This window comes from Archangium sp., assembly GCF_036277355.1.
Classification (GTDB): Bacteria; Myxococcota; Myxococcia; order Myxococcales; family Myxococcaceae; genus Archangium.
The window spans coordinates 67281-82874 of sequence record NZ_DASUNC010000174.1 but is presented as its reverse complement, the minus strand read 5'-3'; the positions used below and the strand labels follow the sequence as shown (position 1 = coordinate 82874).

Sequence of the window (15594 nt, the reverse complement as noted above, 5' to 3'; positions counted from 1 at the left end):
AACGGACGGGCGCCCGGCGGGAAGGCGGATTAGTGTTGGAGGGCCATGAACATCCCCTTCGTCATCGAGACCACCCACCGGGGTGAGCGCGCATACGACCTGTACAGCCGGCTCCTCAAGGACCGCATCGTCATGCTCGGCACGCCAGTGACCGATGAAGTGGCGAACATCATCGTCGCCCAGCTCCTCTTCCTCGAGTCCGAGGACCCCGACAAGGGCATCAACCTCTACATCAACTCGCCCGGAGGTTCGGTGACGGCCGGTCTGGCCATCTATGACACGATGCAGTACGTCAAGTGTCCGGTGTCCACCATCTGCATCGGCCAGGCGGCCTCGATGGGCGCCCTGCTGCTGCTCGCCGGGGCGCCGGGCAAGCGCTACGCCCTGCCCAACGCGCGCATCATGATCCACCAGCCGCTCGGCGGCGCCCAGGGTCAGGCCTCGGACATCGACATCCAGGCCAAGGAAATCCTCCGCCTGCGCTCCTACATCAACGGCCTCATCGTGAAGCACACGGGCCACACCGTGGAGCGCATCGAGAAGGACACCGAGCGCGACTACTTCATGAGCGCCGAGGAGGCCCGGCAGTACGGCATCCTCGACGAGGTGGTGACCAAGCAGGTGCTCTCGCCCGCGGTCAACACCAACAAGGACAAGCTCTAGGCCTTCACCCGCGGACGGTGGGCGCAAGGGCTGCGGTCCGGCATTCCCGGGCCGCAACGCTTGCGTGCCGGGCGCCGGGGCTTTCGTCGCGTCGCGAGGGAGCCTCCCTTGGCACGGGCCATGCTCACCTTTGGACTGTCATGGTCCCTCTCCGCCCCGCCATTGCCCTCGTTCTCTCCTCGACCCTCCTCGGCGTCGGTTGCGCCGGACCGGCCCAGGAGCGCCGGATGTACCCCGAGCCCTCCAACACCGTGCAGCAGGAGCTCGGCTACCGCGACGTCGTCCGCATCGGCCAGGAATACGCCACCTCCTCCGGCTATGACGTCGTGGAGGTCGCCGAGGCCGTGCAGACGCGTCCCAACTACTGGCGCATCCGCTTCGGCCTGGCTCCCCGGGGCTCGGGCAAGCTGCTGGATGTCGAGTTCGACGAGGCCCGGCGCCAGGTCGTCGGCTCCACCGAGGTGGGTGGCGCCGCCGGCCGCGTGACGCCGGGTCCTTGAGCCTGCCTACGGCAGCGACGACAGGAACTGGTTCACGTCGTAGGCGAAGCGCTCCGACTCCTCCAGGTAGGGGAAGTGCGCGCTCTGCTCGTACTCGAGGAAGGTGGCGTGGGGCAGTGACTGCGCCAGCGCCTGCATGCTCTCCAGGCCGATGGAGTGGTCGTACCGGCCCGCGATGACGAGCACCGGCGCGGTGACCTTCGCGGCGGCCGGGAAGCGGTAGCGCTGCAGCTCCGTGGAGAACAGCATGCGGGACAGCTCGCCCGTGTTGCGCAGGCCGCTCTCCGCGTCCACCGCCTCCTGCATCTGCTGGTACATGGGGGCGCGGAACTGGAGCTGGTTGAAGAAGGCCTGCCCGTCCATGCCCCGCAGCGCCCGCATCACCTGCGCGTAGTCCGAGGTGTCTCCCGAGGCGCTCGCCGGCGCGGTCATCTTCCCGGGGTGCAGGCGCTCCAGCTCGCGCTTCCAGGTGGCGAAGGTGCTCGCCGCGTCGGAGAAGCCGCTCACCACCACCAGGCCCGCCACGTGCTCGGGGTAGCGCGCCGCGTACTCCAGCGCGAGCGTCCCGCCGAAGGAGTGGCTCAGCAGCACCCAGCGCTCCACGCCCAGCTCCTGGCGCAGCGCCTCCAGGTCCGACACCAGCACGTCCAGCGAGTAGCGCCCATCCCACGGACGCTCGGAGCGGCCACAGCCGCGCTGGTCCAGGTACACCATGCGCCGGCCCTTCTCCAGGTGCGGCCCCATCAGCCGGGCGAAGCTGTAGCTGTTGTGCCCGGGGCCTCCGTGCAGGAAGAGCACCGGGGCGCGCCCGGCCGGAGTCTCTCCGGCGATGCGGTAGTACAGCCGCACCCCGTTGATGACGCGCTGGTGTTCTCCCGGGGCCAGCGGGGGCCCGGCGTGGGTATCGGACAGGGGCACGTGGTGCGCACAGGCGGTCACCAGGGCGGACAACAGGACGGCACAGGCCAGGAAGCCAGGACGCGAGAAACGCATGGCCCCTATGTGGTGTCTCCCGCCCGGGGTTGCCCGTGCCCCGCGCGGGAACTGTCCACGGTTGTCCGGCGCGACTGTTGGCTGGCGGCTATTGCGCCCGCTGGATGCGGTTCGTCTCGGGCGGGGGCTGGGGCGAGCGGGCCTTCAGCCACGCCTCCATGGCGTCCACGTCCAGCGGGCCGCCGCGCCGCTCGGTGCCCTCGGTGAACACCCGGAAGCTGTCGCCCCCATTGGCCAGGAAGCTGTTCACCGTCACGCGGTAGCGGCCCGCCGGGTCCACGGGCGCGCCATTGAGCCGCATGCTGGCCGGGTCCACCTTCTGGCCCACCGGCGCCGAGGCCTTCCACGTGTAGCCGAAGCCCTGGGACGGCTGGAGGATGCGCACCAGGGTGCCCTCCCACTGCTCCTCCAGCAGCGTGTGCAGCTGCGCGCCGGTGAGCGTCATCGTCACCAGGGCGTTGCCGAAGGGCTGCACGCTGAAGGCCTCGCCATAGGTGACGTCGCCCGCGTCGATCTCCGCCCGGATGCCGCCCGGGTTGATGAAGGCCACCTGGGCCCCGGCGTCCTTCGTGGCGGCGAGGTGCGAGTCGGCGATGGCGTTGCCCAGGGTGGACTCGCCCGAGGGCCAGCGCTGGGCGTTGGGCTGCTGGAGCGGTGCCGTCACCTGGCCGAGGACGCGGTTGCGCCGGGGGGCGGACAGGCCGTCATAGCGCTCGACGAGCGCCTGCACCTCGGGGACGCCCTCGGTGTCGCGGGTGACGGGCAGGTTGCGCGCGGTGATCTCCACCACGTCCCCGGTGGCCCCATCCAGCACCAGGTTCATGGCCGTGATGAGCCGCCCGTAGGAGGCCGCGCTGGTGACGCGCTTGCCGGCGATGACGCAGTTGTAGGCCTGGTGGGTGTGGCCGGAGATGACGGCGTCCACCTCCGCGTCCATGCGCTGGACGATGTCCACGATGGGCCCCGAGATGCCCTCGCAGCCGTCATAGGAGCCCTTCTGGACACCGCCCTCGTGGATCAACACCACGATGGCCCGCACGCCCTGCTTCTTCAGCTCGGGTACCAGGGCGTTGACGGTGTCGGCCTCGTCGCGGAACTGGAAGCCCCGGATGCCGGCGGCGTCGACGATCTCCGGCGTGCCCTCGAGCGTCATGCCGATGAAGGCCACCTTCACGCCCTCCACCTCGCGCACGCCGTAGGGCGGGAAGAGGGTGGTGCCCTGGGCGTCCATCACGTTGGCGGAGAGGAACTTGAACGTCGCGCCCTCGAAGGGCGTGCCGTCCTGGCAGCCGTCCACCGGGTGGCAGCCGCCCGTCTGCATGCGCCGCAGCTCGGTGGTGCCCTCGTCGAACTCGTGGTTGCCCACGGCGTTGAAGTCCAGGCCCGCGAGGTTCATCGCCTCGATGGTGGGCTCGTCGTGGAAGAGCGCGGAGACGAGCGGGCTCGCGCCGATGAGATCTCCCGCGGACACGATGACGGTGTTCTTGGGCGCGAGCTCGCGCAGCCGGGCGAGGTGGCGGGCGAGGTGGGTGGCGCCGCCGGCCTTCACCCGGACGGGGCTGCCATCGGGGTTGCTGCCCGTGCGCAGCTCGCCCGAGGAGCCCTCGGGGGGCGCGAGGTTGCCGTGGAAGTCATTGATGGCCAGCACCTGCAGGGACACCTTGCGGGGGCGGAGGTCCGCTGTGGGGGCGCTGCCGCCGTGGACACAGGACAGCAGCAGCGAGGCGGTGAGCAGCAGGGGCGGGAAGCAGCGGGGGGGAGGGAGGCGCATGGGGGGCCCCTATACACAACCCGCTGCCTCGGGGCACCCTCAGTGGAGGGGCCGGGGTCCGGTCCACTCCGGCATCGAGGGGGACACCTGTTCGCGCGGGGCCTTGCCCGCCTCAATGAGCGACTTGAGCCGCATCAGGTCATCATCCATCTGCTTCTTGGGGTCGGCCCCCAGCAGCCGGGCGAAGGCGTGGCCCAGCGCGCCCGCGGGCGGGTGGTAGCACATGCGGATGTCCAGCCGCGTGGAGCGCCCGCCGTGGCACGGCGCGAAGTGGATGGTGCCGGCGTTCTCCACCGTGGAGCCCTCCACGCTCTTCCAGGCGAGCACCTGGTGGGGGATGAGCCGGGTGACGATGGCATCCCACTCGAAGGCGATGCCGGCCGGGCCCTTCACCCGCCAGTGCGAGCGGTCCTCACCGCTGGTGCGCACCTCCTCCACGTGGCTCATGAAGCGCGGGAAGTTCTCCATGGCGCGCCAGAAGCCGAACACCTCCTTCACCGGGGCGTGGACGATGATGTTCTTGTGGACGTCGATGGCCAGCCGCCGGCCGCCCACGCCGGTGAGGTTCCTGAGCCCGATGTTGGTGATGCTGCGCAGGGTGAGGAGCGAGCCGAGCAGCAGCGAGCCCAGGCCGCCCACGCCGCCCCGGTTGAGTCCCCACGTGAGCAGGCTGGCGCCCCCGAGCCCCGCCACGAAGCGCGCCGCGGGGGACCAGTTGTGCTGGAGGAACTCGGGCCGGTCTCCGGGCCGGATGCTGCCGCCCTGTAGCTCCGGATGGCCGCCGGGTTGCTCGAAGACCTGGAGGTTGTCCGTCACATCCAGCACGCCGCGCACGTGCGCGATGCGCGAGAGGATTCTCGGATATTCGGCCTCGAGCGCGACGCCGTCGAGCCGCACCCGGCCCTGCTGGACGCTCACGTGGATGGCGTGGGTGTGCGAGCACACGCGGCCGAGCGCCGAGCGGATGCGGGCCTCGATGGTCCGGTCGTCCACTTCCTCCCGGCGCATCCGTCCCAGGGTCTCGAAGACGAAGCCGCGCGTGCGGTGGACGATGTCGCGCACCACCACCTCGGCCGCCTCCCCGGTCTCGTGCACGACGTGAAGGGCCTTGTCGTGCACCACGGCCCGGCGCCGCCGGCCATTGCGCGGGTCCGTCAGGTACATGAGCCCCGCGCCCAACCCCACTCCGCCCACGAGCGACCCAAGAACTCCCATCGGAACTCTCATCTCCCGCCCTCCTTGGAACTCCGGTGCCCCCAACGTGGGGCTGACGGGCGTGCTCGACAGCAGGCGGGCGAGGGGTTGTCTCCCTGGCCGTCTCATACCTGTCCCCACCTGGATGCGCAGATTGGGGACGCTGGACGCACGGTCCGGTCACCACCGAGGGGGACACATGCCCGAGAAGACGCCGACGACACCTGGAGCACCCATGCACGAGCCGGAGCCGCGCAAGGCCCCCAATCAGGAGCCGGGTCCCACGCCGTCCCCGGAGATAGAGCCGCCCACCCGGAGGCACCAGCCGGAGATAGAGCCGCCTTCCCGGCGCGAGCCGCCCATGGAGGAGCCGGGACGCCAGGCGGAGCCGGAGCTCACTCCGCCGGGCATCCACGAGGCGCCGGACCCCGGCGGGCAGCCGATGGGCTCGCCCCCCGACGTCATCGCGTGAGTGCCGCCGTCTCCGCGCGCCGGCGGTAGACTCCGGCGCGTGGACGAGGCCGCCAACGACAGCGAGGCAAAGCGCCGGGCCGGGACGAGGGGCCGGACGTGGAGCGGGCTCGTCCTGGTCGCGGTGGCCCTGCTGCTGGCGGTGCTGGTGCGCGTCTTCGTGGCGGAGCCCCGGTTGATCATCTCGGACTCCATGGAGCCGGCCCTGGCGTATGGGGATCGGCTGCTGATGGAGAAGGTGTCCTACCGGCTGCACCCACCGCGCGCCGGGGACATCGTCGTCTTCGAGCCGCTTCCGGGCGTGGACCGGCGGGGCGCGCTCCGGGTGGAGGCCCACGTCAAGCGGGTCATCGGTCTGCCGGGGCAGGTGGTGCAGGTGCACGAGGGCCGGGTGCTCATCGACGGGCAGCCGCTGCGCGAGCCCTACGTGGCCGAGCCGCCCGCGTACGAGTGGGGACCGGCGCGAGTGCCCGAGGACATGCTCTTCGTGTTGGGGGACAACCGCAACGCCAGCGCGGACTCCCACGTCTGGGGATTCCTGCCGCGGCGCAACGTGCTCGGCCGGGTGGGCCTGCGATTCTGGCCCCCCGGGCGTGCCGGGAGCCTCTGAGACGCACCCGCGGAGACGGGCGGACGCCGGCTCCGCGGGGGGAGCGGCGGCTAGCAGCCGTCGCTGCAGTTGTTCTCGCAGGAGGCGAGGCGGGACTCACAGGTCGCCAGGCAGGAGGCGCTGCCGGCACAGCCCGTGACGCACCGGTCGTAGGTGGGCAGACAGCTCGAGCAGCACGGGATGGCCGCCGTCTCCTCGACACCCGTGGTGGCACCCAGCACGCCACCCACCGCCACCGCCAAGCCAAACAGCGCGATCTTCAGAGCCTTCATGTGGTTTCCTCCCTTGTCGAGGTACACGCAACGGCAGTCATTGCCGTGGCGTGTCCAATACCTACCAAAACGAGCCAGACAGGACAACAAGTTCAAATCCGTATATCCAGATTTGATGGTGTTGGATTGATCCAGCGGGGAGCGGATTCGGTGTGTCTGTATTTGTCTGGAGGGAGTGTGGGTGGGCCAGGAGGGTGGTGTCAGTCGCCTCCGCCCCCGCGCTCGAAGAGCTGCGCGATGACCTGGGCGTAGTGCTCGGCGACGATGTGGCGCCGCACCTTGAGCGAGGGCGTCAGCTCGTTGCGCTCGATGGTGAAGTCCTGGGGGAGGAGGGCGAACTTGCGGATGGACTCCGCGCGCGACACCGAGCGGTTGGCGCCCTCGATGGCCTGGCCCACCTCGGTGCGCAGCGCGGGGTCCTCCAGCAGCGACTCCAGGGGCTGGCCCTCCTTGCCGTTCTTCTTCGCCCATTGCTTGAAGGCGCCGGGGTCCAGCGTGACGAGCGCCGCCACGAAGGGCTTGCCCTCGCCCACCACCAGGGCCTGGCTGACGAGCGGGTGCTCGCGGATGCGGTCCTCCAGGGGCCCCGGCGCCACGTTCTTTCCGGCGGCGGTGACGAGGATCTCCTTCTTGCGGCCGGTGATGCGCAGGAAGCCCTGCGCGTCCAGGCTCCCGAGGTCTCCCGTCTGCAGCCACCCGTCCGGGGTGAAGGCGCGCTGGGAGGCCTCCTCGTTGTGCCAGTAGCCCTGGAAGATTTGAGGGCCCTTCACGAGGATTTCGCCGTCCTCCGCGATGCGCACGGTGGTGCCGGGCAGCGGACGGCCCACGGTGCCGATGCGCGAGGCCTGGTCGGAGTTGATGCTCAGCACCGGGCTCGTCTCGGTCATGCCGTAGCCCTCGAGCACCTGCACGCCCATGCCGTTGTAGAAGTGGTTGAGCCGCTCCGGCAGGGGCCCGCCGCCCGACACGACGAAGCGCAGCTCGCCGCCGAGCACCGAGCGCAGGGTGCGGTACACGAGCCGCTCGAACACCGCGTGCTGCAGCCGCGCCACGAGCGAGACGCTGCCCGCGGACTGCTCGCGCGAGTACCGGATGGCCGCGCCCGCGGCGAGGGTGAACACGTGTCCGCGGCCCGCCTGCTCGGCCTTCTGCTGCGCCTGCTGGAAGACCTTCTCCAGGACGCGGGGCACCGTGCCGAACCAGGTGGGCCGCACCAGGGCCAGCTCCTCGGTCAGCTTGCCGGGGCTGGTGGCGAAGGCCACCGCGTTGCCGCGCTCCACGGACGCCAGGAAGAGCATCTTGGCCAGCGCGTGGGCGAGTGGGAGGAACAGCATCGTCCGGTCCTCGGGCGTGATGATGTTGCCCGCGTAGCCCAGCACCTGCAGGGCGTTCATCCGGAGGTTGCCGTGCGTGAGCTCGCAGCCCCGGGGCCGCCCGGTGGTGCCCGAGGTGTAGATGAGGGTGGCGAGGTGGCTCGTCCTCAGCCCGGACAGCCGCTCGTCGAGCCGGGCCTCGTCCACCGCGTCCCCGCGCTGCTGGAGGTGCTCGAGCGCCGCCTGGTCGATGACGAAGGTGTGGCGGCAGGACGGGAGCCGGTCCGCGGCCTGCCGGTAGAGGCCGTGCAGGGTGTCGGTCTCGAAGAAGGCCACCCCCGCGCCGCTGTCCGAGAGGATCCACTCCACCTGCTCGGCGGAGGAGGTTTCATAGATGGGCACCGTGGTGGCGCCGGTGGCGAGGATGGCGTAGTCGAGCAGCACCCACTCCACGCGCGTCTTCGACATCAGGGCGATGCGGTCACCCGGCTCGACGCCGAGCGAGAGCAACCCCCGGGCGAGCCGGCGCACCGTGCGAACGATCTCCGCGGCGGTGAGGGGCTCGAACCTGTCCCCCACGCGGCGCGAGAACAGCGTCTTGTCCGGCGTCTTGCGAGCGTGCTCCAGGAGGGGTTGGAGCAGGTGTGCGTCCTGCGCGAGCGTGACCTGCCCCTGACCCACGGCTTCCTTCGTCTGTGTGCTCCCACTCATATAGGGCGCACACCATCATGCTGGAGGCCGGGATTGCTACGGGTTGCAGCCGACGTTGTTCTGGTAGCGACGGCAATCCTCCTCGGTGCCCACGTCGCGCGACTCCTCAAGCAGCCAGCGGAACATGCCGTTGGCGATGGCCTTCTCCTGGCGCTCGTTGAACAGCCACGCGCCCAGGTTGCAGAGGGGGACGTTCACCGCGTCGAAGGCGAGCCGCCGCACCTCGAGCCCGCCGAGCTGCGTGGCCAGGGTGCACTGGCGCTGGAGGGCCAGGAAGTGCCGCCACTCCTCCTCGCTGGCCAGGGGCCGCCGCTCCGCGAGCCGGTCGCTCACGTCCTGGGCGGCGGATTCGATGCGCTCGAGGAGCTCGTTGCGGACGCGGTAGGCCACGTTCTCCACCATGTCGCTGCCGGGCTCGAGCTGCGCGAGCTTCACCTCCCGGGCCAGGGCCCAGGCCGCCAGCTCCTCGGCGACCTCGTCCTCGAGCACGTCCAGGGCCTCGGCGCCCGCGTGGGGGCCGAGTCCCTGTGCCCGCTCCGCCGCGAGGTCCTGCACCTTCGATGAGGCCAGTGCCTCGTCCCAGGCGACCGCCGCGGCGGAGAGGGCCACCGCTTCGTGTCCCACGGGCACCCGGGCGAGGGCGGCATGCAGCTCCAGCGCGCGTGCCAGGGGATCCACGGCCTGGGTCTCGCCCGCCTCCAGGTCCAGCAGGGAGAACGGGCGGCGAGGTGTCCCCCACGCGCGCTTCAGCAGGGGCCAGGTGGACCTCCACCGGAGGGCGAGCACCCACCACACCCCGAGGGGCAACCTGCCCGCGCGAGGCTCGGCGAGCAGGCGCCGGGCCGAGGCACGGAAGAAGGCGGCGAGCGAGTAGGAGCCGCTGCCTTTCAGGGAGAGTTCGAGCACCTCGCGCCACCGTCCGTGGGCGGCGGCGTCGGCGAGGCACCACTCCAGCGCCAGCTTCCGGGCGAGCCGGGGCGCGACGCGCTTGTCGAGGAGGCTCACGCTGCGGCACAGGACGCGTGCCGTCTCGAGGTCTCCGCGCGAGGCGGCCATCAACCCGTGGGCGGCGATGCCGGCGCCTCGCAGCGGGCTGTCCGCCTCTTCGAGTTTCTTGTCCACCCAGGCGCGATCCTCGGGGGAGGGATTGCGCGCACGCAGGAGCGCCCAGACGGCGGCGAGCGCCACCCCACCCCGAGCGTCCGAGCCCCAGCTCGCCATGGCCAGGTATCCGAAGCGGGATGCCCAGCGTGGCCAGCCCAGCGGGATGAACACGTGGCGGGCGACGGTCCAGGGAAAGCACATGGCGATTCCCAGTGGGATGACCGGCCCGAGGAACCACATCCCCACGACGCACCCGACCCAGGCGCACAACGTGACCGGGAAGACGAGGACGATGGTGAGGAAGAGATAGCTCGTGTTCGTCACGTAGGGAGACGTCTGCTGCTGCCCGCCCTGATTCCCGCTCAACAGCCGGATCGCGACGATGACGCCGATGATGGCTCCGAAGGGAATCATTCCGGCCTCCGCCACCCGAGCCGCACCGGGGCCTCGGGCCAGGGGGCGGGCTCCTCCTTCGCGGGGGCCTGGGCCGCCGGAGTCCCCGGAGGCAGCTGGGCCCAGAGCGCGTGCTGGAGCCGGGTGGCGGGATCTCTCAGGGTGGCCATGGAGGAGCGGACGAGCTCGGCGGTGCGCGGCATGCGGCCCACGGGCGTGTCGTAGTGGGCGGCCTCGGAGAGCCCCAGCTCCAGCATGGCGAGCAGCTTCTGGCCCTCGCGCTCCACCTCCATGCGGGTGCACGAGGGGCGCAGGCCCAGCACGTGGAAGGCGTTCTCCCTGAATCGGGAGAAGACGTCCCTGTCCGTGAGGCTCATCGGACCCCCGAGTCGTGCGCCAGCCGTCGCTCCTGCGCGTCCTCCGGCAGCAGCCGCCACAGTTGCTCCACCACCTGGCGCAGCTCCTCGCGGCGCTGCTGCTCCAGGGCACGCCGGCCTCGCTGCACCAGCTCCTCGGCCTTGGCCACGTCGGAGGCCTCGGACACGCGGCTGGCGGCGGAGTCGAACTGCCACTCCCACGCGGACGGGTGACGGTAGAAGGCCGCGTTGCCCAGCTTGCGCACGCTGCGCAGGTGCCGTTGCAGCTCCACCGCCTGGCGTCCGGCGCGCGCCCGCTCACAGGCCCTCATGGCCTCGTCGAGCAGCTTCTGCTCCGTGGGGCTGCCGAACTGCGCCACCCACGAGGACGCGACGGCGAGCTCCTCGCGCACCGTCTCCTCCAGCTCCGGCCAGCGCAGGCCCGACTCCGCCTGCTCCAGCTGGGCGTCCAGGTCCAGCAGCCCACGCCGGGCCTTCTGCCCCGCGTCCGCGTCCCCGCCGCGCGCCGCTTCCACGTCCCGTTCGATCTCCGCGAGCGCCTGGTCCGCCTGGGCCAGACTGGCCACCACCGCGGGGACGCCCCGGCGGAAGGCCGAGGAGCGCAGCAGGGACAGCCGCTCGCGGGCGGCGGTGAGACCCTCCTGGAGCGACTCGGGGGTGGCGTCCGGCACCTGGAGCTGGGCCACCTGCTCGAACACCTGGCTCAGGGCGGGCACCAGCGCGCGGGCCGACAGCCGGCCGCCCCGGTCCAGCTCCAGCGTCAGCTCCACCTCGGCATCGGCGGGCAGCGAGGCCTTGATCTGATCTCCCCGGATCTCCAGCGCGCCCACGAGCCGGCACAGGTGGGCCCACTCGAGCTCGCCCTGGACGATGGGGATGCGCAGGACGTTGCCGGTGGAGCCCTTGGCCACGGCCTCGACGGTGCGCTGGCGGAAGGTGCGGCGGGCGGGGAGGGGAGCGCCGCGCTCGAAGTAGACGCGCACGGCGTTGTTGGCGAGCGCCACGCCGATGCTGCGCGACAGGGGCGGGTCGCTCAGGGTGAGGCCCTGGACGATGGTGAACGAGGCGGGCGACAGGGGGACGGGCTTGCCATCGGCGCCGATGCCCTCCAGCCGGAAGGTGTTTGGCTTGCGCGGGACGAGCTCCACGGAGAGCACGAAGGCGCCCTCGGCGGAGAGCGGGGAGTCGGGGCTGCTCCAGCCACCGTCCGCCCGGACGAGCCGGACCAGGGCTGGCTTGGGGCCCGAGTCACCCTCGACCAGACGGCCCACCACGTGCGGCGACAGGTCCGAGCTCATGGCGGGGTACTGGAGCCACACCTTGCGGCCGGAGGGCTGGGGCGTGGCGCTGGTGGCGGTGGGGCGGCCATCGAGCCCGGACGAGGCGGCGTAGAGCGCGGCGCCCTGGGCCACGAGCGTCATGGGGTCCAGGTCGGTGGCGAAGGGCGCACCGAGCGCGGCCTGCACCTGGGCACGGAGGGAGGGCATGGCGGTGGGGCCGCCCACCAGCACCACCTTGCCGAGCTGCGAGGGCTCCAGGCCATGCGAGGCGAGCAGCCGCAGGCAGACGTTGATGGAGCGCTGGACGAGGGGGGCACAGGCGGCCTCCACGCGGGCGCGGGTGAGGACCACGTCCACGTCCACGGGGCCGTTGTCGGTCTCGAAGGCGCCGGGCACGAGGAGGGGCAGCTCGTCGGTGCGGGACAGCTCGATCTTCGCCTCCTCCACGGCGCGCTTCAGCTTGCGCAGGGAGGTGGCGTGACGCGGGTCGGCGCGGCGGATGTCGACGCCCTGGGTGCGGAGCAGCTCGGCGAGCACCTCGTCGACGATGGCCTGGTCGAAGTCTCGGCCGCCGAGGAAGTTGTCGCCGTCGTGGCCGACGACGCGGAGCAGCCCGTCACGGGTCTCGAGGAGGGAGACGTCGAAGGTGCCGCCGCCGAGGTCATAGACGAGCCAGCTGCCCTCGTCGGAATCGGCGCTCCAGCCGGCGGCGAGCGCGGAGGCGACGGGCTCCTGGATGAGCTCGACGCGGGAGAAGCCTGCGAGGCGTGCGGCCTCGGAGGTGGCGGCGCTCTGGGGGAGCTCGAAGAGGGCGGGGACGGAGATGACGGCGCAAGTGGGGGCCACGCCGAGTTGCTGTTCCACGTCCTTGCGGAGGGACTTGAGGACCTCGGCGGCGAGCTCCTCGGGCCTCTTGGAGAGCTTCGCGGCGGCGAACTCGAGGGCCTGGGAGGTGCCCATGAGGCGCTTGAACTCGGAGCGGGTGTTCTGGGGGTCCGAGTCGATGAGCCGGCGGGCGCGGTCTCCGACGGTGACGGCGCCGCGCGCGTCGATGCGCACCACGGAGGGCGTCAGGTTGGCGCCCTGGGCGTTGCGGATGAGCGTGAGCTTCTCGCCATCGAAGGCCGCCGCGGTGGAGTTGGTGGTGCCGAGATCGATGCCGATGTACAGCGGTGTGGCCATGATGGCGGCGGAGCATACATGGCGGCACCGGGCTGGTGCACCCGGGCTGGGTCTGATTCCGTTACCGCTTCGAGAGGATACGCCCTTTCCCGTCGATGGCGTACTCCGCGCCCGCGTCGGGCACGATGAATCCGGGAGCGCACTTCGACAGGTCCGGGGAGAGCAGCACGAAATAGAGATTCTCGTTGGCCTGTGTGACGACCGTTCGGTATATGTCCCAGCGCGCGAGACATTGGAACTCGGGACCGTCTTGGTCTTCTGCCTTGATGTGCGGTGGCAGGTAGTCGTTCATGGCAACAGCCAGGGCCTTCGTCATGGCTCCATTGAGGCGGACGCCACCTTCATATGTTTTTGGAAAATGGATTTGGGCTGCCTCCTCGGGAGGAGCCATCTCCGCCTTTTGATATTTGTGATACCCGAGTCGTTCGAGCAGCACGCAACCCGAAAGAGTCCAGGAGCACAGGAGTATGGAGGGGAGGAGGTATTTCATGTCATCCCATGTCGAGTGGAATAGGAAGCTCGATGGCTGATAGCGGATTGCTCAAGGGAGCCAGTCCTTGCCCTCATACAAGCGGATGTAGCCCATATCATCGTAAACCTCGCCAATGGGCATCCAGCTCCCCTTGCGCAAGGCCGAAACGATGCGGGTGGAATTGTTGTAGCTATAGGCCCGGCATTCGCCTGTCTTTTCCCTGAAGAAGACCATGAGTTGGCGGTCCCATACCTTTCCGGTTCCCGTGTCGAAAAATCTCACGGGTTTCCAATGCGCAGCCGCACTCAGGTCCCGTGCCGAGAACTCCCGGTTGTTCGGATGGGTATGTATTCCCCCGAGGAGAATGGCATTGGAGTGGGTTGGATCATTGAGGCTGTTGGGCAGGGTGCAGCTTTTGACGAGAGGATCCCAACTGCCTCGGATGTCGGAGAGATAGCTGAGGAAATACGCGTTCTCTTCCCGAGAGTGGTAGTACAGGGCGCAATACTCGAACCCATACGGCCCATTGGAGGCACCGGGTTGGCGGGTCATGATGTCGCAGGATTTTTCGGCCAACTCCTCCAACGTGTTGAAGGGACCCGCTAAAGGGCCATCCACTTGAAGGCGTCCGTCTGGCAGGCGTCGCACCCGGACATCGGGGTTGTTGCTGGCACAGCCCGGGGCGCTTCCGAGCAGTGGTAGCAGGAGCAGCCAACAACACTTGGTGCGCACTCCGCCTCCTTGAGCGTCGATACCTCTCGAGGAACGATCATCTTGTCCGGACGGATTTGGAGTCAAGGCTTCCACGATGTCAGTGCCTCGGACTACTCTGCACGTACTGCGTCAGCAGGGGGACCTGAGAATGGCCGAGGATTGGACGTACCTGGAACTGTCGGAGGCGGGTGGCGGCTCGCACAAGTTCTACGAGTTGAAGGTGGAGGGCAACTCCATCACCGTCCGCTACGGCCGCATCGGCGACAAGGGCCAGACGCAGGTCTCCGAGTACCCCTCTCCGGACAAGGCGCTCGCCGAGGCCCGGAAGAAGATCAACGAGAAGGTCCGCAAGGGCTACGCCCCCGCCGTCATGGGCCAGCGCCAGAAGCGCTCCGTCACCCGCCGGGAAATCACCAGCGGCCGCTCCAATGCGACTCAGGCCCCGCTCCTGTGGAAGTTCAACTCGGGAGACCGCGCCTTCGGCATCTTCGTGGACGACGCGCGCTGCTGGGTAGGCAACGAGAGCGGCTCCATCTACTCGGTGAACCACGAGGGCCAGACGCTCTCCCAGTTCCGCCTCGCCGATGGCGTGAAGTGCATCGTCGCCGATGACCGGTGGCTCTACGCCGGGTGCGACGACGGCCGCGTCTATGACCTCGGCGGCAAGGTGCCGCGCGTCGCGTACAACATCTCCGAGTCCGTGGACATCTACTGGCTGGACATCAAGGACGGTGTCCTCGGCGTGTCCGACGCGGGCGGCAAGCTCACCGCCATCAACCACGAGGACGAGTCCCAGTGGGAGAAGCAGAGCGTGGGCACCCACGGGTGGATGGTGCGCTGCGACGAGCTGGGCATGTACCACGGCCACGGGCGCGGCGTGACCATGTACGACTGGGAGGACGGCCGCGAAATCTGGCACCGCCCCACCCAGGGCAACGTCATGTTCGGCTGGCAGGAGGAGTCCTCGCTCTACGCCTGCACCAACCTGGGCTTCGTGCACCGCTTCACCAAGAAGGGCGATGTGGGCCACGTCATGAAGTGCGACGCGGCCGTGTTCTCCTGCGCCGCGGTGGATGACGGCCGCTACGTCTTCGCTGGCGACAACATGTCCAGCGTCTACTGCTTCAACGACAAGGGCGAGCGGCTCTGGAAGCTGTCCACCGGGTGCGGCTCGGCCTTCTCCATGCAGTTCTTCCAGGACCGGCTCTACCTCGTCACCACCGACGGCGTGCTCGCCTGCATCGACGCGAGCGAGAAGGCCATCCAGGCCGCCCAGTCCGGCTCGGTGCCGCAGGCCCGCAGCATCCAGGCTCCCAAGCCCGTGGCCGCCGTCCCCACCGGCACCATCGAGACGACGCGCGAGGCGGGCCGTGGCGTCGTCGTGGAGTGCTACCAGGACGGGCCGCAGCTGCGCGTGCGCGTGGTGTCCCCCGGCTACCACTCGGACTGGCACGTGCAATTCCCCAAGGACATCCGCGAGGCGGGCGGCCGTTACGTCGTAGAAGGGGTCCGCGAGTCCGCGCGCGGCGGTTTCTACCGCGCCTATGGCGACATCCGCAGACTGGTGAGCTGAC

Annotated in this window: 15 protein-coding genes; 5 read left to right on the top strand and 10 right to left on the bottom strand. The window is 69.9% G+C overall.

Annotation, left to right across the window (positions count from 1 at the left end):
- Positions 1-45 precede the first annotated feature (45 nt).
- Together clpP and VFZ09_RS43990 are read left to right on the top strand one after the other, a co-directional pair.
- On the top strand, positions 46-663 hold the full coding sequence (gene clpP / locus VFZ09_RS43995) for an ATP-dependent Clp endopeptidase proteolytic subunit ClpP (RefSeq protein ID WP_043389552.1): 618 nt from the start codon (positions 46-48) through the stop codon (positions 661-663).
- 227 nt (positions 664-890) lie between these two features.
- Complete coding sequence (locus VFZ09_RS43990) at positions 891-1163, top strand: hypothetical protein (protein ID WP_329733820.1); 273 nt, start codon at positions 891-893, stop codon at positions 1161-1163.
- 6 nt (positions 1164-1169) lie between these two features.
- On the opposite strand, the gene VFZ09_RS43985 is transcribed toward VFZ09_RS43990, so the two are convergent.
- The 3 genes from VFZ09_RS43985 to VFZ09_RS43975 form a co-directional block, all read right to left on the bottom strand.
- A complete protein-coding gene (locus VFZ09_RS43985) occupies positions 1170-2156 on the bottom strand; it encodes an alpha/beta fold hydrolase (protein ID WP_329733819.1) in 987 nt (328 codons plus the stop codon).
- Positions 2157-2244: 88 nt separating this feature from the next.
- Positions 2245-3927, bottom strand: coding sequence for a bifunctional metallophosphatase/5'-nucleotidase (locus tag VFZ09_RS43980; RefSeq protein ID WP_329733818.1), 1683 nt, complete (start codon positions 3925-3927; stop codon positions 2245-2247).
- Between the two features lie 39 nt (positions 3928-3966).
- The gene (locus tag VFZ09_RS43975) at positions 3967-5142 is read right to left on the bottom strand and encodes an SRPBCC family protein (protein WP_329733817.1); all 1176 of its coding nucleotides are present in this window, start codon (positions 5140-5142) and stop codon (positions 3967-3969) included.
- Positions 5143-5320: 178 nt separating this feature from the next.
- On the opposite strand from VFZ09_RS43975, the gene VFZ09_RS43970 reads away from it, so the two are divergent.
- Positions 5321-5593, top strand: a complete 273-nt coding sequence (locus tag VFZ09_RS43970; RefSeq protein ID WP_329733816.1) for a hypothetical protein — start codon at positions 5321-5323, stop codon at positions 5591-5593.
- A 39-nt stretch (positions 5594-5632) separates the two neighbouring features.
- On the top strand, positions 5633-6202 hold the full coding sequence (gene lepB, locus VFZ09_RS43965; protein WP_329733815.1) for a signal peptidase I: 570 nt from the start codon (positions 5633-5635) through the stop codon (positions 6200-6202).
- Between the two features lie 50 nt (positions 6203-6252).
- Here the strand turns inward: lepB and VFZ09_RS43960 are convergent, their stop codons facing one another.
- From VFZ09_RS43960 to VFZ09_RS43930, 7 genes are all read right to left on the bottom strand, one after another.
- On the bottom strand, positions 6253-6474 hold the full coding sequence (locus VFZ09_RS43960; protein WP_329733814.1) for a hypothetical protein: 222 nt from the start codon (positions 6472-6474) through the stop codon (positions 6253-6255).
- A 200-nt stretch (positions 6475-6674) separates the two neighbouring features.
- Positions 6675-8498, bottom strand: coding sequence for a long-chain fatty acid--CoA ligase (locus VFZ09_RS43955; protein WP_329733813.1), 1824 nt, complete (start codon positions 8496-8498; stop codon positions 6675-6677).
- Positions 8499-8534: 36 nt separating this feature from the next.
- Positions 8535-10016 (bottom strand): hypothetical protein, encoded by a 1482-nt coding sequence (locus VFZ09_RS43950; protein ID WP_329733812.1) that lies wholly within the window; start codon positions 10014-10016, stop codon positions 8535-8537.
- A complete protein-coding gene (locus VFZ09_RS43945; RefSeq protein WP_329733811.1) occupies positions 10013-10372 on the bottom strand; it encodes a hypothetical protein in 360 nt (119 codons plus the stop codon). The genes VFZ09_RS43950 and VFZ09_RS43945 overlap by 4 nt, the downstream gene beginning before the upstream one ends.
- Positions 10369-12834 (bottom strand): Hsp70 family protein, encoded by a 2466-nt coding sequence (locus VFZ09_RS43940; RefSeq protein WP_329733810.1) that lies wholly within the window; start codon positions 12832-12834, stop codon positions 10369-10371. The genes VFZ09_RS43945 and VFZ09_RS43940 overlap by 4 nt, the downstream gene beginning before the upstream one ends.
- Positions 12835-12895: 61 nt before the next feature.
- Entirely contained in the window at positions 12896-13324 is a 429-nt protein-coding gene (locus tag VFZ09_RS43935) for a hypothetical protein (protein WP_329733809.1), read from the bottom strand.
- A gap of 51 nt (positions 13325-13375) precedes the next feature.
- On the bottom strand, positions 13376-14038 hold the full coding sequence (locus VFZ09_RS43930) for a hypothetical protein (RefSeq protein WP_329733808.1): 663 nt from the start codon (positions 14036-14038) through the stop codon (positions 13376-13378).
- A gap of 130 nt (positions 14039-14168) precedes the next feature.
- On the opposite strand from VFZ09_RS43930, the gene VFZ09_RS43925 reads away from it, so the two are divergent.
- Positions 14169-15593, top strand: a complete 1425-nt coding sequence (locus VFZ09_RS43925) for a WGR domain-containing protein (RefSeq protein WP_329733807.1) — start codon at positions 14169-14171, stop codon at positions 15591-15593.
- Position 15594 lies beyond the last annotated feature (1 nt).